Raw genomic sequence first — 16,872 nt, 5'->3', positions numbered from 1 at the left:
TCGACATGAGCCTTCGACATAGCGGGTGCGTCGCTGTTTTGCTGCTGGCGGCGTGGAGCGCGAGCGGCGCGTCGGCGGCGCAGGATGCGTACAGCCTGAACGAGCAGTTGCTCGGCGCGGTCCGCGCGGGCGACCAGACGGGCGTCGCGCGGACGCTGGAGCAGGGCGCGTCGATCGATTCGCGTAACCGCATCGGCGATACGGCGCTCATCAGCGCGTGCAAGAAGGGGCTCACGCCGATGGCGCGGATGCTGATCGAACGCGGCGCGAACGTGAACCATGCCGACGTGCAGGGCATCACGCCGCTGATGGCCGCCGCCTTCGACGGCAACGAGGAAATCGTCGGCTTGCTGCTCGCGCGTCACGCGGAAGTGAGCGCGACTGACCGGGTCGGCAAGACGGCGATCGAATATGCGTCGGGGAAAGGGCATACCGCGGTGGTGCAGCAACTGCTCGATGCGGGCATCGACGTGAACGCGGCCTATCACAATCATCTGACCGCGCTGATGTGGGCCGCGGGTTACGACCAGGCGCAGACGGTGTCGCTGCTGCTCGCGCGCGGTGCCAATCGCGACCTGCGGGACGATCGCGGGATGACGGCGAAGGACATCGCCGTGCAGACGGGATCGGCGCATGCGGCGGTGGTCCTGTCCGACAGATGATGCTCGCTCACTTACGCCTGACGCCGCTTCGCATCACGAGCAAAATCCCGAGCGCCGCGAGCGCCATGCCGGCCCACGCGAGCGGAGGAATTGGCTCGCCGAGCACGAGAAACGCAATGACAGCCGTCGAAGGCGGCACGAGAAAGAACAGCGCCGACACGCGCGACGCCTCGCCGTGACGGATCATCGCGAGAAAGAGCGTGATCGCGACGATCGAATTCGCCAGCACGAGATACGCCAGCGAGCCGAACAGTCCCGGGCTCCACGCGATACGCATCGGTTCGAGCAAAAAGGCGAGCGGCGCCGACACCGCCAGCCCGACCGAATACTGCACGAGGTTGGCCGTCACCGGATGCGTCGCCTGGCCGAAGCGCTTTTCGTAGAGCGTGCCGGCGGCCATCGAAAGCAGGGCCAGCACGGCGAACAGGACGCCGAGCGGCGCGCTCGCATGCACCGACGAGCGCGAGAGAATCACGATGGCCGCGCCCGCAACGCCCAGCGCGAGCCCCGTCCAGCGCACCGCATCGACGCGCTCGCCGGCGATCGCCGGCGCCAGCAGACCGATCAGGATCGGCTGCTGCGACGTGATGAGCGCCGCTTCGGCGGCCGAACTGCCTGCCTTCAGGCTCAGGTACGTGAACGCAAAATAGCCCGCCTGGATCAGCAGTCCGACCATCGCCAGATGCAGCCACGCCGCGCGGGTGGCGGGCAGCGGCGCCTTCATCGCGATGAACGGCACGACGAGAATCGCGACCACGCACGCGTAGCGCAGCGCGAGAAACGTCAGCGGATCGGCGTAGGCGAGTCCGAGCTTGAGGAAGACGAACCCGCTCGACCACAGCAGCAGGAACAGGGCGGGCGCGATCTTCAGCCACGGCGGGGCGGCGCTGGCGGGCGCGGTGCTCGGAGACATGTCGGCGGCGGAAAGGAACGGACGTCTACTATAAGGGCCACGGCGAGCGCGTGTCTGGTGCGCGCAGACATCGGCCCGGTGGACTGTCGTTGGCCGGGCGGCGGCGAAGGGACGTCTGCACGTTGGAATCGCCTTATGAAGCGTGCATCGCGCACGAAAATTCGATGAAGCGCCGCAAGCAACGCATTTTCGACAGGATGGCACGCGACATGCAAACGATCGCTCAGGCGGCGCGCCCGTGCGTCACCAGTCAACCCCTCTCGAGGAGACCTGTCATGAAAACGCTGACGATCGCTGATTTGCCCGTCGTCGAAACGATGGATCGCGATGCGATGTCCGCCATGCGCGGCGGCATCGCTTATCTGACCCGGCCGGACACGCCCGGCGACTCGCCGTTCCCGGGCCTCGCGCCGTCGTCCTCGCTGCCTTATCCGGGCGGCTCGTTTTTCAAGGACCTGTATTTGCCGGGCTGGCCGGTGTCGCCGGCCCATCCGGCACAGGACCCGCGTCTGCTGTGAGCGTCGGCGCGGTTCAGGCAAACATGTCGAGGCCCTGCACGAGCCGCTTCGCGAGCCGCGGCTGCCGCAACTGTTCAAGCCACCATTGGAGCGCGCGGCCTTCGTGGTCGCCGCGCCACGCGACGTACAGCACGTTGGGCTCGCGCGGATCGGCCGTCGTTTTTTCGACGAGTTCGCCGCTTGCAAGAAGCGACGCCACGCGCTGTCTCGGCAACCACCCGACGCCAAGTCCGTTGCGCTGCGCAAGCGCCTTCGCGCGCATGCTCGGCACGGCGAGCGTCGCCTGTCCGCCGAGCAGGCCGTAGGCGCGCCCGGCCGACAGACGCGACGAATCCGCGACCACGACCGCCCGGTGCGCCGAAATCTGCTCGCGCCTCAGTGCGCCATCGGCCTTGGCGAGCGGATGACGCGGCGACACCGCGAACACCCATTCCATCACGCCGAGTTCGAACCAGCGCAGCCCGGGAATGGCGGGCGGCTCGTTGGTTGCGCCGACGATCAGGTCCGCGCGGCCGTCGCGCAACGCTTCCCAGGTGCCGCTCAGGACTTCGTGCGTGAAGCGCAGCGTGACGCCCGAATCGAGCGCGTCGAACGCGCGGATCACGGGCAGCAGCGAGTCGAATTCGAGAATTTCGTCGGAGACGATCCACAGCCGGTCTTCCCAGCCGCTCGCGATCTGGCGCACGCGCTGCGTCATCCGCGACACGTCGAGCATCAGCCGCGACGCCTCGTCCGCGAGCAGTTGCCCGGCTGGCGTCAGTTGCAGACGGTAGCGGCGACGGTCGAAGAGCAGCGCGTCGAAGCGGGTTTCCAGTTGCCGCGCGGCATGGGAAATCGTCGAGGGCGCCTTGCCGAGACGCGCCGCCGCGCGCGACAGGCTCCCGGTTTCGCGGATGGCATCGAGTAACGCGAGTTCGTCCTCGGACAACATGTTCGACTCCATCGAACGAGATAACCCGGCGATCGTATCGCAAGCCGGAGCTTCGTCGATGTGACAAATACGAAGTCGCGCGCGTTGCGCTCAAAAGATCGCTTCGATGAACTCGCTGTAGCGGTCCTTCAGTTGCGCGCGCGTATAGCTCAACTGCGCCGCGATCAATCCGGCCGGCTTGAACGCGGATACCAGGCCGTAGCGGCTGAACGCTTTCCAGCCGGCATCGCCTTGTGCGATGGCCGAGGCGAGCGCTTCGCCCGCGAGGGTCGTCGGCGCGACGCCGTGTCCGCCGAAGCCCTGAGCGAACCAGAGGTTCGTGTCGGTCTGGCCGATCTGCGGCATCTGATGCCGTGCGTAGCTCATGAGGCCGGACCACGCGTAGTCGATGCGCACGTCGCGTAGCGCCGGAAATACCTTGAGCAGGTCCGCCGTCAGCAGCGATTTGACCTGCGCCGGCGAGCGGTCTCGCACCGAGATGCGTCCGCCCCAGAGAATGCGCGTGTCGGCGAGCGGGCGATAGTAGTCGAAGGCGAAGCGCGTGTCGTACACCGCCGCGCGCGTGCCGAAGCAGTCATGCAGACGGTCGCCGAGCGGCTCCGTGACGAGGATGTAGGTGGCGATCGGCAGGATGCTCGCGTCGATCTCGCGGCGCAGTCCGGCGAGATAGCCGCCGCACGACAGCACCACGTGTTCCGCGCGGACGCTGCCGCCCGCCGTGCGCACGATCCAGCCGGCGCCGTCGCGCGCGAGCGAAACGACCGGCGACGTATCGTGCAATCGCACGCCGCGCGCTTCGGCGACGCGCGCCAGTCCGCGCAGATAATCGAGCGGATGAAAATGCAGCGCGTTCGGTTCGAAAAGGCCCGAGTGATAGCGTTCGCTGCGAATGCGTTCGCGCATCTCGCCGCGGCTCAGATAGTCCCACTCGACGCCGAAGTGTTCTTTCAGCACGCGCTGACGGCGCAGCATCGCGGATTCGTCGCGAAACCAGTTCGCGAGGATCACGCCGCTGTCCTCCACGCCGCATTCGATGCCGTAGCGCGCGATCCGCTCGCGGATCAGTTCGACCGATGCCACCGTGCCCGCGTAGAGCGCTCGCGCTTGGTCAGCGCCGAGTTCGTCGATCAGCGTCTCCTCGCCGAGCGAAAAGCCGCCGAACACGAAGCCGCCGTTCCTGCCCGACGCGCCGCGTCCCATGTCATGCGATTCCAGCAGCACGACATCGCCGACGCCGCGTTCGGCCAGTCCGAGCGCCGTGTTGATGCCCGCGAACCCGCCGCCGACGATGCACACTTTCGCATCGGCATGGCCCGAAAGCGGCGGCCGCGCGGTCCGGTCGCGCGCGGTGGCGTGATAGTAGTTGTGCGGCTCGGCGAGCATCGGTCGTTAGTCGTACTGATACACGCCGCGCTTGGTCTTGCGTCCGAGATGTCCCGCCGCGACGAGTTCGCGCAGCAACGGACACGCGCGATATTTCGAATCGCCGAAGTCCTTGAGGAACACGTCCATCACCGAGAGACACACGTCCAGTCCGATCAGATCCGCTAGCGCGAGCGGCCCGATCGGATGATTGGCGCCGAGACGCATGCCCGCGTCGATTTCCTCGGGCGTCGCGATGCCTTCGGCTAGCACGAAGAACGCTTCGTTGATCATCGGCACGAGAATGCGGTTGACGACGAAGCCCGGCGCGTTCTTCACGCCGATGGGCGACTTGCCGAGTTGCTCGGTCAGTTCGCGCACGGCATGGGCGGTGGCTTCGCTCGTCTGCACGCCGCGAATCACTTCGACGAGCGGCAAAAGGGGCACCGGATTGAAGAAGTGCATGCCAATGAAGCGCTCGGGATGGTCGAGCGTCGCGCCGAGCGTCGTGATCGAAATCGACGACGTGTTCGACGCAATGATCGCACCGGGCCGGGCGACGTCCTGAATCTGGCGAAGTATGCGGATCTTCAGATCGGTGTTTTCGGTGGCCGCTTCGATCACGATGTCGGCGGCGGCGAGGCGCTGATAGTCCGTCGACGTTTCGATGCGCGCGAGCGCGGCGTCGCGCGTCGCGGCATCGAGCTTGTCCTTCGAGACGAGGCGATCGAGGCTGCCGGTCAGCGTGGCGACACCCTTGGCGAGCGCCGCATCGGTGACGTCGATCATGATGGTCTTCATGCCCGCGACGGCCGCGATCTGCGCGATGCCGTTGCCCATCGTCCCGGCGCCGACGATGCCGACTGTTTCGATTTTCATGCGTTGCTCCTTTGCGGATGCCTGTGAATGTGGCTGGTCATTGTACCCAGCGAAAATCACGCAGCGCGGCTTCAGAACTGGTCGATGTCGAGCGCGAGCACGCCCTCATTGCCCTTCGCGCTGACGATCGACGCTTCGAGCGCGACGGCTTGCGGCAGGATGTGGTCGGCGAAGAAATGCGCGGTCGCGATCTTGGCGCCGTAGAAGGCTTCGTCCTCGCTGCGCTTTTCATTCGCGACGAGCAACGCACGCGCCATCTGCCAGCCCGACAGCACGATGCCCGCGAGCTTCAGGTACGGCACGCTGCCGGCGAACACGGCGTTAGGATCGCGCTTCGTATTCTGGACCATGAACTCGACCACGTTCGCGAACGCTTCGCGGCCCGCTTTCAGGTGGCGGTGCATCGCATCGAATGCTGCGCCGTCGTGGTGTTCGAGCGCCGCGATGGTCTGATCGACCTGCGTGAGCAACGTCTGCGCGGTCGCGCCGCCGTCGCGAACCGTCTTGCGGCCGATCAGGTCGTTGGCCTGGATCGCCGTCGTGCCTTCGTAGATTGTCAGGATGCGCGCGTCGCGGTAGTACTGCGCGGCGCCCGTTTCCTCGATGAAGCCCATGCCGCCGTGCACCTGCACGCCGAGGCTCGCGACGTCGATCGACATTTCCGTGCTCCAGCCCTTCACGATCGGCACCAGGAATTCGTAGATCGCCTGATGGCTCGCGCGAACTTGCTCGTCGGGATGATGGTGGGCGAAGTCGCTGTGCGCGGCGGCGACGTAGGCGAGCGCGCGGGCGCCTTCGGTCAGCGAGCGCATCGTGGCGAGCATGCGGCGCACGTCCGGATGCTGGATGATCGCGACCGACTGCTTCGCGGAGCCATCAACGGGGCGGCTCTGCACGCGATCCTTCGCGTAAGCGACCGCCTTCTGATACGCCTGATCCGCGATCGCGACGCCCTGCATGCCGACCGCGAACCGCGCCGCGTTCATCATGATGAACATGTATTCGAGGCCGCGATTCTCCTCGCCGATCAGGTAGCCGATCGCGCCGCCGTGATCGCCGTATTGCAGCACGGCGGTCGGGCTCGCCTTGATGCCGAGCTTGTGCTCGATCGACACGCAGCGCACGTCGTTGCGTTCGCCGAGCGAGCCGTCTTCGTTCACCATGAACTTCGGCACGAGGAAGAGCGAAATGCCCTTGACGCCTTCCGGCGCGCTCGGCGTGCGCGCGAGCACGAGATGGACGATGTTGTCCGCCATGTCGTGTTCGCCGTAGGTGATGAAGATCTTCGTGCCGAAGACCTTGAACGTGCCGTCGCCCTGCGGCTCGGCGCGCGTGCGCACGAGCGCGAGATCGGAGCCTGCTTGCGGCTCGGTGAGGTTCATCGTGCCGGTCCATTCGCCTGAAATCAGCTTGGGCACGTAGAGCTGCTTTTGCGCATCCGTGCCGGCCGTCAGCAGCGCTTCGATCGCGCCATCGGTCAGCAGCGGACACAGCGCAAACGACATGTTCGCGGCATTCATCATCTCGATGCAAGGCGTCGCGATCAGCTTCGGCAGGCCTTGTCCGTCGTATTCGACCGGATGCATCACGCCTTGCCAGCCGCCTTCACCGAACTGGCGAAACGCGTCCTTGAAACCGGGCGTCGTCGTGACTTCGCCGTTCGCCCAGGTGCTCGGATGCCTGTCGCCTTCGATGTTGAGCGGTGCCAGCACTTCGCCGTTGAACTTCGCGGCTTCGTCGAGGACGGCCTGGGCGGTGTCGAGGTTTGCGTCTTCGAAACCGGGAAGCGTGGCGACTTTTGTCATGTCGGCGAGGTCGCGCATGACGAACAACATTTCTTTCAGCGGTGCGGTATAGCTCATCCTGTGTCTCCAATTGGGGGCTGCCCGCACGACTCTGACCCATGCCATGCGATGCGGTTGCCTCATCCTAGCTTCATACGCCGCAATCGCCGATATCCGAACCTGCCCATTGATTGACAAAACCTGCCGCGCACCGTTTCCCTAAGGGATCACCCGTAGGTGCCAACGGCGCGCGGCGTCGCTTGGCTGGTTTTGTCAATCAATCGGCCGGGACTGCAACTTCGGTTTGCGCTCGCGTTCCTTAGAATCGGGACGCACATGCCATACACACCAGGGCGACCGCCGCCCGAGAACGGAGACGAGCCATGGAACTGCTGGGCCAGATGATGAACACGCCGATGCTGCTGTCGTCGATACTCGAACAGGCGGCGCGCCACTCCGCCGACGTGGAGATCGTGTCGCGGCGTGTCGAAGGCGACATTCACCGCTATACGTACCGCGACTGCCATGCGCGCTCGATGCAGCTCGCGCAGGCGCTGATCGCAAGCGGCATCGACGCAGGCGACCGTATCGGCACGCTGGCCTGGAACGGCTATCGGCACATGGAGCTGTACTACGGCGCAAGCGGGATCGGCGCGGTGTGCCACACGATCAACCCGCGGCTCTTTCCCGAGCAGATCGTCTTCATCGTCAATCATGCGCGCGACCGCTTCGTGTTCTTCGATGCGTCGTTCCTGCCGCTCGTCGAGCAGATCGCCGCGCTTTGTCCGCATGTCGAGAAGTGGATCATGCTGTGCGACGAAACGGCGCTGCCGCGCGACGGTGCCGTGCCGCTCGCGAGCTACGAGACGCTGATCGCGCCCGCTGCGGACGGCTTCGCGTGGCCGCGTTTCAGCGAAGATCGCGCTGCGCTCCTGTGCTACACGTCGGGCACGACGGGCGAGCCGAAAGGCGTGCTCTACTCGCACCGTTCGATCACGCTGATGTGCTACGGGTCGGCGCTGCCCGATTCGCTCGCGCTCTCGGCGATCGAAACCATCTCGCCCGTCGTGCCGATGTTCCATGTGAACGCGTGGGGCATTCCGTTCTCGGCGACGCTCGTCGGCGCGAAGCTCGTGCTGCCCGGCGCGAAGCTCGACGGCGAGTCGCTGGCGACGCTCTTCGAAGAGGAAGGCGTGACGATGTCGGCGGGCGTTCCGACGGTATGGCTCGGCTTCGTCGACTACATGCGGCGCGTGGGCAGGACGAGCACGACGTTCAGGCGCGCGGTCGTCGGCGGCGCGGCGTGTCCGCCGCATCTCGCGGGGGCGCTGCGCGAAGTCGGCGTCCAGGCGGTGCATGCGTGGGGCATGACGGAACTGTCGCCGCTCGGCACCGTGTGCTCGCCGTCGCGTGGCTACGCCGCGAAGAGCGAGGCGGCGCGCGCGGCGATCGACATCAAGCAGGGCCGCGCGGTGCCCGGCATCGACCTGAAGATCGTCGGCGGCGACGGCGCCGAGTTGCCGTGGGACGGCACGTCGGCGGGCGATCTGATGGCGCGCGGCCACTGGGTCGCCGAGCGCTATTTCGGCCGCGACGAGTCGCCGCTCGTGGACGGCTGGTTCCCGACCGGCGACGTCGCCACCATCGACCCCGACGGCTACATGCACATCACGGACCGCAGCAAGGACGTGATCAAGTCGGGCGGCGAATGGATCTCGTCGATCGAACTGGAGAACATCGCGATGTCGCATCCGGAGATCGCGAAGGCGGCGTGCATCGCGTGCGCGCATCCGAAGTGGGACGAGCGGCCGCTGATCGTCGCGGTGCGCCGCGAGGGCAGCGCGGTGGATGTTCGGCAGTTGCTCGACTTCTATGCCGGGAAGGTGGCGAAGTGGTGCATTCCGGACGATGTCGTGTTCGTCGATGACCTGCCGCTCACCGCAACCGGCAAGCTGCAAAAGATGGCGCTGCGACAGCGCTTCGGCAGACATTTCACGGCGTGATGGGCCGGCGCGCCGCGCTCACGCCGTCCGGCGATACGTATTCGGCGTGCTTCCGGTCCAGTGCCGGAACGCGCGATGAAACGCAGTCGGGTTGTCGAACCCGACGTCGTAGGCGATCTCCGCGATGGCGTCGCCCGAGCGCGTGAGCCGCTGGATCGCGATGTCGCGCCGCACTTCGTCCTTGATCGCCTGAAAGGTCGTGGCTTCGGCAGCCAGCCGCCGGCACAGCGTGCGCACCGAGAAGTGCAGATGCTGCGCGACGTCGTCGATGGCAGGCGTCCCCGGCAGGCAGTCCGCCACATATTGCCGCACGCGATGGCAGACGAGCTGCTCCGCGAACGACACGAAGATCCAGTCCTCCGGCGCGCGCGCGAGGAACTTCTTCAGATCGGGCTTGCGCTGCCGGATCGGCATGTCGAGCCAGGCGGCGTCGAAGCCGATGCGCGTCGCCGCGCAGCCGAAGCGGATCGGCCCGGGAAAGAGATAGAGGTGATCACTCGCCTGCGCCGGCCGCGCGAAATGGAAGTTCACTTCGACGAGCGGAATCTTCTGCCCGATGAGCCACGACGCGACGCCATGCACGAGTTTGAGCATCAGTTCGTGCCCGAGCGCGCTGACGGCCGGACCCTGCGGATTCGCCGCCATCTCCACGTAGCCGAGCGCGCCGTCGCGATCCGACTGCAGCCGGAAGTCGTCGAGAATCAGATGGAAGAACTGGCCGAAGCGGTGCAGCGCGATCTCCAGCTTCGATGCGTCGAGCAGGCTCAGGCACAGATATTTCAGCGTGCCGTTGCGCAAAGGGCGGCTGAAGATGCCGGGCATTTCGTCGTCGAGTTCCATCGCGAGCAGGCGATAGAGCGTGGAGAACTGCTCCTGCGTCACGCGCGCGGCCGGCTCGCGCAGCAACTCGTGCGCAATGCCCGAGCGCTCGGCGAGCCGCGCGATGGCGTTGGGGTCGGCGCCGGACAAAAAGCCGTTGACGACCGAGATCGGGACAGTGGCGGATAGCGGGTTCAAGCGCGCGACAAGGGTGGCCGAAGGTGGCCTATTTTGTCACAGTCGCAGGGAGAGAAACGCGCGTTCAGGCAAACGCCGTCAGGTCGCGCGGCCCGATGCCGTTCGCCTCGCAATACGCGGCATAGCGATCCCAGCCGCTTTTCCAGCTTTCGATGGCGATCACCTGCGCGCGCTCGTTCATGAACAGCAGGTCGCCCTGGATGATGTTGAGCGTCACGATGTCCTCGTTGCCGGGAAGCGCCTGCGGCGTATGCGTCGATCCCGCCGTCTCGTAGACGACGCTTCCGCGCTCGGCGATCCAGTCGTGCTCGCGGTATTTCCATCGCCCCTGAACCGTATAGACGATCACCGTGCCCGTGTGGCGATGGATCGGCATCTGTCCGGCGGCGGGCGCCTTCAGGAGCGCGATGACCTCGCCGCGCACCGGATCGAGCTTGAAATACTTGACGAGCACCTTCTCGCTATACGGCGTGAACGGCACCCAGGGAACGTCGGCATCGTTGATGCAGGCGGTTTCGATCTGTTCGAACAGCATGGCTCTGACTCCTTGTAGGGCCGGTTTGCGATGTTGCAATGCGTCATTGTGCGACAGGCACGGGTGGCTTGAGCCGGTTTCGGCGGTATCTGATATTGTCCACGCCATGCAAACAATCATCACCGTATCGAAGCTCGGCAAGACCTATGAGGGCGGCTTTCAGGCGCTGAAAGGGATTGATCTGGAAATCCGCCGTGGCGAAATCTTCGCGCTGCTCGGCCCGAACGGAGCGGGCAAGACGACGCTCATCAGCACGATCTGCGGCATCGTCAATCCGAGCGAGGGCAGCATCCACGTCGACGGACACGACATCATTACCGATTACCGCGCGGCACGCTCGCGCATCGGGCTCGTGCCGCAGGAGCTGACCACCGACGCCTTCGAAACCGTCTGGGCGACCGTCTCCTTCAGCCGCGGCCTCTTCGGCAAGCCGCCGAATCCGGCGCGCATCGAAAAGGTTCTGAAGTCGCTCTCGCTCTGGAGCAAGAAGGACAACAAGATCATTACGCTGTCGGGCGGCATGAAGCGGCGCGTGCTGATCGCGAAGGCGCTCTCGCACGAGCCGGACATCCTCTTTCTCGACGAACCCACCGCCGGCGTCGACGTCGAATTGCGGCGCGACATGTGGCAACTCGTGCGCTCGCTGAAGGCGAACGGCGTGACCATCATCCTGACGACGCACTATATCGACGAAGCCGAGGAGATGGCCGACCGCATCGGCGTGATCAGCCGTGGCGAGATCATTCTCGTCGAGGAGAAAGCGGAACTGATGAGGAAGCTCGGCAAGAAAAAGCTCACGCTGCAACTCGATCATCCGCTGGACCGCGTGCCCGACGCGCTCGAACGTTATGGCATGGAACTGTCGGCGCAGAAGTCGGAGCTGATCTATACCTACGACGCGCACGACGAACCCGGCCGCATCATCGCGCTCCTGCGCCACATCGACGAGGCGGGCGTCAAGTTCAAGGACCTTCAGACGACGCAGAGTTCGCTCGAAGATATTTTTGTGAGCCTGGTCAAGGAAACACGATGAACCTCCACGCAGTGCGCGCGATCTACCGCTTCGAAATGGCCCGCACGGCGCGCACGCTGATGCAAAGCATCGTGTCGCCGGTCATTTCGACATCGCTTTACTTCGTCGTCTTCGGCGCCGCAATCGGCTCGCGCATTCCGCAGGTCGACGGCATCAGCTACGGCGCGTTCATCGTGCCGGGGCTCGTGATGCTGTCGCTGCTCACGCAGAGCATTTCGAACGCGTCGTTCGGCATCTATTTCCCGAAATTCACCGGGACCATCTACGAGCTGTTGTCCGCGCCCATTTCCTATCTGGAGATCGTCGTGAGCTACGTCGGCGCGGCGGCGACCAAATCGGTCATTCTCGGTCTAATCATCCTCGTGACCGCGCGGCTTTTCGTGCCGCTCAGGATAGATCATCCGGTCTGGATGATCGTGTTCCTGCTGCTGACTTCCGTGACGTTCAGCCTGCTCGGGTTCATCATCGGCATCTGGGCCGACGGCTTCGAGAAACTTCAGGTGATTCCGCTTCTGATCGTGACGCCGCTCACGTTCCTCGGCGGCAGCTTCTATTCGATCGAGATCCTGCCGCCGTTCTGGAAGGCAGTCGCGCTGTTCAATCCGGTCGTGTATCTCATCAGCGGCTTCCGGTGGAGCTTCTATGGACTCGCGGACGTCTCCGTCGGCGTGAGCCTTGCGATGACGCTCGTATTCCTCGGATTATTCACGGTGATCGTCGCGTGGATCTTTCGCACGGGCTATCGACTCAAAACGTAGGCGCGGCCGCTCTCAGGCAGATATCGTGCGAGCGGCACGAACGACAGCAGCCGGCCGGCATAGCGGGGTGGACATCATGAAAGGCACAAAACGCAGTTTTCTCGGCGCCCTGGCCGCGACGGTCGCGGGCGGCGTCGACGCGTGGCGCGGGATCGGCGCAGGCAGCGCGCGGGCGGCGGACGCCGCGCCGCCTGTCTACGAGGTGAGCCGCAGCGACGCCGAATGGCGCAAGCTGCTGACGCCCGCGCAGTTCAAGGTGATGCGCCAGGAAAGCACGGAGCGGCCGTTCACGAGTGCGCTCAACGACGAGCATCGTGCGGGCGTGTTTGCCTGCGCCGGTTGCCGGCTCGATCTTTTTTCATCCAAGACGAAATTCGACAGCGGGACCGGCTGGCCGAGCTTCTGGCAGCCGCTCGACGGCGCCGTTTCCACGCGCACGGACACCTCGTTTGGCATGGAGCGCAACGAGGTGCACTGCCGGCGCTGCGGCGGCCATCTAGGCCATGTTTTCGACGACGGCCCCAAACCCACCGGACTGCGTTACTGCATGAACGGCGTCGCGCTGGTCTTTACGCCGACGGCGGTCTGAGCGGCGCCGCCACGGCTCAAACGCGAGACAGTTTCCCAATGACCATCGACGAATTCAAGCTGCAAAGTCATTCCACCGCGCTCGTGCTGATCGATTTGCAGGCGGGCATCGCCGCGCTGCCGGTGCAGCCGAACAGCGCCGCCGACGTGCTCGCCAACGCGCGCCTGCTCGCCGATCGCTTTCGCGCGCTCGACGCGCCCGTGGTGCTCGTGAAGGTCGCGTTCCCGGCGGCGCCCGGCGGTCTGCGCCCGATCACCGATTCGGGTCAGGCCGCGCCCGCCGCCGAACCCGCCGGATGGAGCGAGTTGTGTCCCGAGGTCGGCGTGGCGGCGTCGGATATCGTCATCACGAAGCGGCAATGGGGCGCGTTCTACGGCACCGAACTCGATCTGCAACTGCGCCGGCGCGGTATCGACACGATCGTGCTCGGCGGCATCGCGACGCACGTCGGGGTGGAGTCGACGGCGCGGTCCGCGTTCGAGCACGGCTATCAGCAAATCTTCGTCGAGGATGCGATGAGCGATCTGCACGCCGACACGCACGAATCCACCTTCCGTTACGTGTTTCCGCGGATCGGGCGGATTCGTTCGACCGAAGAAGTGCTGGCGGCGCTCGCCTGACGCCGCCCGCGCTCACACCGTCTTGTGAGCCGGCGACGCGACGGTCCGCGCGCGCTCTTCCGCGCCGTGCCGCAAACGCACGCTGACGAGCGCCGCGACCAGCAGCGCGGCGGCGAGCAGGATCAGGCCGTTCATCGCGCGGCCGGTCGACTGCTCGATCATGCCCATGACCGTCGGTCCGACGAATCCGCCGAGCAGCCCGCACGAATTGACGAGGCCGAGCCCGCCCGCGAGCGCGCTGCCCGAAAGCCGCGACGACGGAAACGTGAAGATGATCGACTGCACGACGAAGAACATCGACGCCGACAGGCACACGCCGAGCAATCCGATCGCGGGCGTCGCATAGGCGGCGAGCAAAAGGCCCGAGGCCATCACCACCAGTCCGCCGATCAGGATGCGCCGGCTTCGCGCCGAGTTGCTCGCGAAGCGCGGCAGCGTCGCGGCGCCGGCCGCTGCGGCGAGCCAGGGCGTCGCGGAAAGCAGGCCGATCGTGAACGGCGAGAATTTCCCCGACGCGCCGATGATCCCCGGCAAGAAGAAGATCACCGTGTAGATCGTGAGCTGGTGGCAAAAGTACACGAAGATCGCGAGCCAGACCTGCCGGTCGCGCAGGCAGGCGCCAAACGAATGCGCACCACGGCCGGGCGCGTGGCTGTCCTGTTCGGCGGCAAGACGCCGTTCGAGCGCCTCGGCTTCGTCGCGCGCGAGCCACGGCGCCTTGGTCGGCCGGTCGGGCAGCTTCTTCCAGACGACCCACGCGAGCAGCACCGCCGGCAGTCCTTCGATCACGAAGAGCCACTGCCAGCCGTGAAAGCCGAGCGCGCCGTCGAGTTCGAGCAGCGCGCCGCCGAGCGGTCCGCCGACGATATTCGCGATACACACGCCGAGCAGGAAATAGCCCGTCGCCCGCGCGCGCTCCTCACGGCCGAACCAGTACGTGAGATACAGCATCACGCCCGGAAAGAGCCCCGCCTCGGCCGCGCCGAGCAGCAACCGCATCACGTAGAACGAGGTCTCGCCGCGCACGAACGCCATGCCGATCGACAACAATCCCCACGTGATCATGATGCGCGTGATCCAGAATCGCGCGCCCACCTTGTGCATCACGAGGTTGCTCGGAATCTCGAAGGCGGCGTAGGTCAGGAAGAAGAGGCCCGCGCCGAGGCCATAGGCCGCCGCGGACATGCCGAGGTCGATGCCCATCGAATGCTTCGCGAGCGCGATGTTCGTTCGGTCGAGAAAGCTGATCACGTAGACGATCACGAGCAGCGGCATCAGCTTGCGGATCAGCAGCTTGTTGAGCGACGACTGCGCCGGCGACGACGCGCGTGGCGCGGATGAATGATGATTCGACATGGATACTCCCGAATTGGATCGGCGATGCGGTTCTTGAGCGAAAGCCGTAACGATGGGCCGGCAGCCGGTCGGCGAGGGCGGGCGCGGCGGCCCGCCCGTGCGGTTCATCGCGCCTGCGGCTGATCAGAACGCGACGTTGTCGCCGCCCTTCAACTTCAGCATCGCGCGGGCTTCCTGCGGCGTCGCGACGTCGAGCGAAAGTCCTTCGATCACCTGCCGGATCTTCCGGACCTGCGCCGCGCTCGATTCCGCCAGCTGGCCCGGCGCAATCCACAGCGAGTCTTCGAGCCCGACGCGCACGTTGGAACCCTGTGCGGCGCCCATCGTCGCGAGCGGAATCTGGTGGCGGCCGGCGCCGAGGATCGACCAGACATAGTCGTTGCCGAACAGGCGGTCGGCGGTGCGCTTCATGTGCGCGAGATCCTCGGGATGCGGCCCGATCCCGCCGAGCAGCCCGAACACGCTCTGCACGAAGAACGGCGCCTTGGCGAGCCCGCGATCGACGAAATGCGCGAGGTTGTACAGATGCGAGATGTCGTAGCACTCGAATTCGAAGCGCGTGCCGTTCGCTCCGCACGAAGTCAGGATGTACTCGATGTCGGCGAACGTGTTCTTGAAGACCAGATCGCGGCTCTTCGCGAGATGCTCACGTTCCCAGTCGTGCTTGAGGTCCTTGAAGCGGTCGAGCATCGGATAGAGACCGAAGTTCATCGACCCCATGTTGAGCGACGCCACTTCCGGCTGAAAGCGATGCGCGGGCTTTAGCCGCTCCGCGACCGTCATGTGCGGGCTGCCGCCCGTCGTCAGGTTGATGACGGCGTCGGTTTGTTCCTTCACGCGCGGCAGGAAGCGCTCGAAGACCGCGGGGTCCTGCGTCGGGCGGCCGTCCTCGGGATCGCGCGCGTGCAGGTGCAGGATCGCCGCGCCTTCGCGGGCGGCCGCAAGCGCGGCGTTCGCGATTTCGTCGGGCGTCACGGGCAGATGCGGCGACATAGAAGGCGTATGGATCGCGCCCGTCGGCGCGCAGGTGATGATGACTTTGCGAGTGGTAGCCATGTCGTGTTTCCGAGTGGTGATCAGAGTGTTTCGACGTTGCGGCAGACGGACAGCGCCTGCCCCGAGATCGCGCTGCCGGCGGGAGAACTGAGGAAGAGCACGCTCGCCGCGATTTCTTCCTGCGTCACCATGCGGCGCAGCGAAATCTTCTCCAGATAGCGCGCTTCCATCTCTTCGTAGCTCAGGCCAAGTTGCTTCGCGCGCGCGGCGATCACGCCTTCCATGCGCGGCCCCTTCACGATGCCGGGCTGCACGGCATTCACGCGGATATTGTCCGGACCGAGTTCGATCGCGAGGCTCTTCGCCAGGCCGACGAGCGCCCATTTGGTCGCGGAATAGGGCGTGCGAAAGCCGTACCCGAGCCGTCCCGCCACCGACGACATGAACACCATCACGCCGCCGTCCGGCGCTTGACGCAACAGGGGCACGGCACGGCGGGCGAACTGGAAATGGCTGTTGAGATTGACGTCGACGGTCTTCTCCCAGTCCGCCGGATCGATCTCGTCGATGCCGCCCGTCGGGCCCGCGATACCCGCGTTGTTGATCAGCACGTCGAGGCCGCCGAGTTCGCGTTCCACGTCGTCGAAGACGCGCGCGACATCGGCGGCTTCGGCGACGTTCGCCCGCGTGCCGGTGACGGCGGGCAGGGCGCTCGCGAGAGCATCGACAGCTTTGCCGTCGATATCGCAGACGTGCACGCGCGCACCCGTCGACACGAACGCCTTTGCAATCGCGAGACCGATACCCGACGCGCCGCCCGTGATCAGCACGCGCAAGCCGGCGCGCGGCGTGAGCAGTTGAAGTGCTTCCATCGATGTTTCTCCTTTCCTAGGATAATTAGCAATGCAAATCGTGT

Annotated in this window: 17 protein-coding genes; 7 read left to right on the top strand and 10 right to left on the bottom strand. The window is 65.5% G+C overall.

What is annotated here, in order from left to right; translation table 11 throughout:
- The first annotated feature begins 5 nt into the window (after positions 1–5).
- Positions 6–662 carry an ankyrin repeat domain-containing protein gene (locus AWB66_RS23245; protein ID WP_087632459.1) on the top strand — a complete coding sequence of 219 codons (657 nt, stop codon included), beginning with the start codon at positions 6–8 and terminating at the stop codon, positions 660–662.
- Positions 663–669: 7 nt separating this feature from the next.
- Here the strand turns inward: AWB66_RS23245 and AWB66_RS23240 are convergent, their stop codons facing one another.
- The gene (locus AWB66_RS23240; RefSeq protein ID WP_087632458.1) at positions 670–1,575 is read right to left on the bottom strand and encodes a DMT family transporter; all 906 of its coding nucleotides are present in this window, start codon (positions 1,573–1,575) and stop codon (positions 670–672) included.
- Between the two features lie 275 nt (positions 1,576–1,850).
- Here AWB66_RS23240 and AWB66_RS23235 point away from each other — a divergent pair, with 275 nt between their 5' ends.
- Positions 1,851–2,093, top strand: coding sequence for a hypothetical protein (locus AWB66_RS23235; RefSeq protein WP_087632501.1), 243 nt, complete (start codon positions 1,851–1,853; stop codon positions 2,091–2,093).
- A gap of 13 nt (positions 2,094–2,106) precedes the next feature.
- Here AWB66_RS23235 and AWB66_RS23230 read toward each other — a convergent pair whose 3' ends face one another.
- The 4 genes from AWB66_RS23230 to AWB66_RS23215 all read right to left on the bottom strand — a co-directional run bounded on the left by AWB66_RS23230 (position 2,107) and on the right by AWB66_RS23215 (position 7,127).
- Positions 2,107–3,024 (bottom strand): LysR family transcriptional regulator, encoded by a 918-nt coding sequence (locus AWB66_RS23230; RefSeq protein ID WP_087632457.1) that lies wholly within the window; start codon positions 3,022–3,024, stop codon positions 2,107–2,109.
- Between the two features lie 90 nt (positions 3,025–3,114).
- Entirely contained in the window at positions 3,115–4,407 is a 1,293-nt protein-coding gene (locus AWB66_RS23225; RefSeq protein WP_087632456.1) for an NAD(P)/FAD-dependent oxidoreductase, read from the bottom strand.
- 6 nt (positions 4,408–4,413) lie between these two features.
- Entirely contained in the window at positions 4,414–5,322 is a 909-nt protein-coding gene (locus AWB66_RS23220; protein WP_268811161.1) for a 3-hydroxybutyryl-CoA dehydrogenase, read from the bottom strand.
- 14 nt (positions 5,323–5,336) lie between these two features.
- Positions 5,337–7,127 (bottom strand): acyl-CoA dehydrogenase, encoded by a 1,791-nt coding sequence (locus AWB66_RS23215; RefSeq protein ID WP_087632454.1) that lies wholly within the window; start codon positions 7,125–7,127, stop codon positions 5,337–5,339.
- Positions 7,128–7,432: 305 nt separating this feature from the next.
- Here AWB66_RS23215 and AWB66_RS23210 point away from each other — a divergent pair, with 305 nt between their 5' ends.
- Entirely contained in the window at positions 7,433–9,052 is a 1,620-nt protein-coding gene (locus AWB66_RS23210) for a 3-(methylthio)propionyl-CoA ligase (RefSeq protein ID WP_087632453.1), read from the top strand.
- 18 nt (positions 9,053–9,070) lie between these two features.
- Here AWB66_RS23210 and AWB66_RS23205 read toward each other — a convergent pair whose 3' ends face one another.
- Positions 9,071–10,042 carry an AraC family transcriptional regulator gene (locus tag AWB66_RS23205; RefSeq protein ID WP_087632500.1) on the bottom strand — a complete coding sequence of 324 codons (972 nt, stop codon included), beginning with the start codon at positions 10,040–10,042 and terminating at the stop codon, positions 9,071–9,073.
- Positions 10,043–10,133: 91 nt separating this feature from the next.
- Complete coding sequence (locus AWB66_RS23200) at positions 10,134–10,604, bottom strand: 2,4'-dihydroxyacetophenone dioxygenase family protein (protein WP_087632452.1); 471 nt, start codon at positions 10,602–10,604, stop codon at positions 10,134–10,136.
- Positions 10,605–10,710: 106 nt separating this feature from the next.
- On the opposite strand from AWB66_RS23200, the gene AWB66_RS23195 reads away from it, so the two are divergent.
- The 4 genes from AWB66_RS23195 to AWB66_RS23180 all read left to right on the top strand — a co-directional run bounded on the left by AWB66_RS23195 (position 10,711) and on the right by AWB66_RS23180 (position 13,604).
- On the top strand, positions 10,711–11,637 hold the full coding sequence (locus AWB66_RS23195; protein ID WP_087632451.1) for an ABC transporter ATP-binding protein: 927 nt from the start codon (positions 10,711–10,713) through the stop codon (positions 11,635–11,637).
- Complete coding sequence (locus AWB66_RS23190; RefSeq protein ID WP_087632450.1) at positions 11,634–12,395, top strand: ABC transporter permease; 762 nt, start codon at positions 11,634–11,636, stop codon at positions 12,393–12,395. The genes AWB66_RS23195 and AWB66_RS23190 overlap by 4 nt, the downstream gene beginning before the upstream one ends.
- Before the next feature lie 76 nt (positions 12,396–12,471).
- Positions 12,472–12,984: a peptide-methionine (R)-S-oxide reductase MsrB gene (gene msrB, locus AWB66_RS23185; RefSeq protein ID WP_087632499.1), complete on the top strand. Its 513-nt coding sequence runs from the start codon at positions 12,472–12,474 to the stop codon at positions 12,982–12,984.
- Between the two features lie 38 nt (positions 12,985–13,022).
- On the top strand, positions 13,023–13,604 hold the full coding sequence (locus tag AWB66_RS23180; protein WP_087632449.1) for a hydrolase: 582 nt from the start codon (positions 13,023–13,025) through the stop codon (positions 13,602–13,604).
- A gap of 12 nt (positions 13,605–13,616) precedes the next feature.
- On the opposite strand, the gene AWB66_RS23175 is transcribed toward AWB66_RS23180, so the two are convergent.
- From AWB66_RS23175 to AWB66_RS23165, 3 genes are all read right to left on the bottom strand, one after another.
- Positions 13,617–14,960 carry an MFS transporter gene (locus tag AWB66_RS23175; protein ID WP_087632448.1) on the bottom strand — a complete coding sequence of 448 codons (1,344 nt, stop codon included), beginning with the start codon at positions 14,958–14,960 and terminating at the stop codon, positions 13,617–13,619.
- 123 nt (positions 14,961–15,083) lie between these two features.
- Positions 15,084–16,016 carry a 3,5-dioxohexanoate:acetyl-CoA acetone transferase gene (locus AWB66_RS23170; RefSeq protein ID WP_087632447.1) on the bottom strand — a complete coding sequence of 311 codons (933 nt, stop codon included), beginning with the start codon at positions 16,014–16,016 and terminating at the stop codon, positions 15,084–15,086.
- 20 nt (positions 16,017–16,036) lie between these two features.
- Positions 16,037–16,828 (bottom strand): SDR family oxidoreductase, encoded by a 792-nt coding sequence (locus tag AWB66_RS23165; protein ID WP_087632446.1) that lies wholly within the window; start codon positions 16,826–16,828, stop codon positions 16,037–16,039.
- Between the last annotated feature and the right edge of the window lie 44 nt (positions 16,829–16,872).

This window comes from Caballeronia telluris (assembly GCF_001544495.1).
Lineage (GTDB): Bacteria > Pseudomonadota > Gammaproteobacteria > Burkholderiales > Burkholderiaceae > Caballeronia > Caballeronia telluris.
Note: the sequence above shows the minus strand (reverse complement) of the source record. Positions and strands in the feature narration are given on the sequence as shown.

What these genes read in the sequence shown, in the direction of transcription:
- AWB66_RS23215 (WP_087632454.1), bottom strand. Translation starts at nt 7,127, where the DNA reads ATGAGCTATACCGCACCGCTGAAAGAAATGTTGTTCGTCATGCGCGAC.
- AWB66_RS23190 (WP_087632450.1), top strand. Translation starts at nt 11,634, where the DNA reads ATGAACCTCCACGCAGTGCGCGCGATCTACCGCTTCGAAATGGCCCGC.
- AWB66_RS23240 (WP_087632458.1), bottom strand. Translation starts at nt 1,575, where the DNA reads ATGTCTCCGAGCACCGCGCCCGCCAGCGCCGCCCCGCCGTGGCTGAAG.
- AWB66_RS23195 (WP_087632451.1), top strand. Translation starts at nt 10,711, where the DNA reads ATGCAAACAATCATCACCGTATCGAAGCTCGGCAAGACCTATGAGGGC.
- msrB (WP_087632499.1), top strand. Translation starts at nt 12,472, where the DNA reads ATGAAAGGCACAAAACGCAGTTTTCTCGGCGCCCTGGCCGCGACGGTC.
- AWB66_RS23200 (WP_087632452.1), bottom strand. Translation starts at nt 10,604, where the DNA reads ATGCTGTTCGAACAGATCGAAACCGCCTGCATCAACGATGCCGACGTT.
- AWB66_RS23175 (WP_087632448.1), bottom strand. Translation starts at nt 14,960, where the DNA reads ATGTCGAATCATCATTCATCCGCGCCACGCGCGTCGTCGCCGGCGCAG.
- AWB66_RS23225 (WP_087632456.1), bottom strand. Translation starts at nt 4,407, where the DNA reads ATGCTCGCCGAGCCGCACAACTACTATCACGCCACCGCGCGCGACCGG.
- AWB66_RS23210 (WP_087632453.1), top strand. Translation starts at nt 7,433, where the DNA reads ATGGAACTGCTGGGCCAGATGATGAACACGCCGATGCTGCTGTCGTCG.
- AWB66_RS23245 (WP_087632459.1), top strand. Translation starts at nt 6, where the DNA reads ATGAGCCTTCGACATAGCGGGTGCGTCGCTGTTTTGCTGCTGGCGGCG.
- AWB66_RS23170 (WP_087632447.1), bottom strand. Translation starts at nt 16,016, where the DNA reads ATGGCTACCACTCGCAAAGTCATCATCACCTGCGCGCCGACGGGCGCG.
- AWB66_RS23235 (WP_087632501.1), top strand. Translation starts at nt 1,851, where the DNA reads ATGAAAACGCTGACGATCGCTGATTTGCCCGTCGTCGAAACGATGGAT.
- AWB66_RS23230 (WP_087632457.1), bottom strand. Translation starts at nt 3,024, where the DNA reads ATGTTGTCCGAGGACGAACTCGCGTTACTCGATGCCATCCGCGAAACC.
- AWB66_RS23165 (WP_087632446.1), bottom strand. Translation starts at nt 16,828, where the DNA reads ATGGAAGCACTTCAACTGCTCACGCCGCGCGCCGGCTTGCGCGTGCTG.
- AWB66_RS23180 (WP_087632449.1), top strand. Translation starts at nt 13,023, where the DNA reads ATGACCATCGACGAATTCAAGCTGCAAAGTCATTCCACCGCGCTCGTG.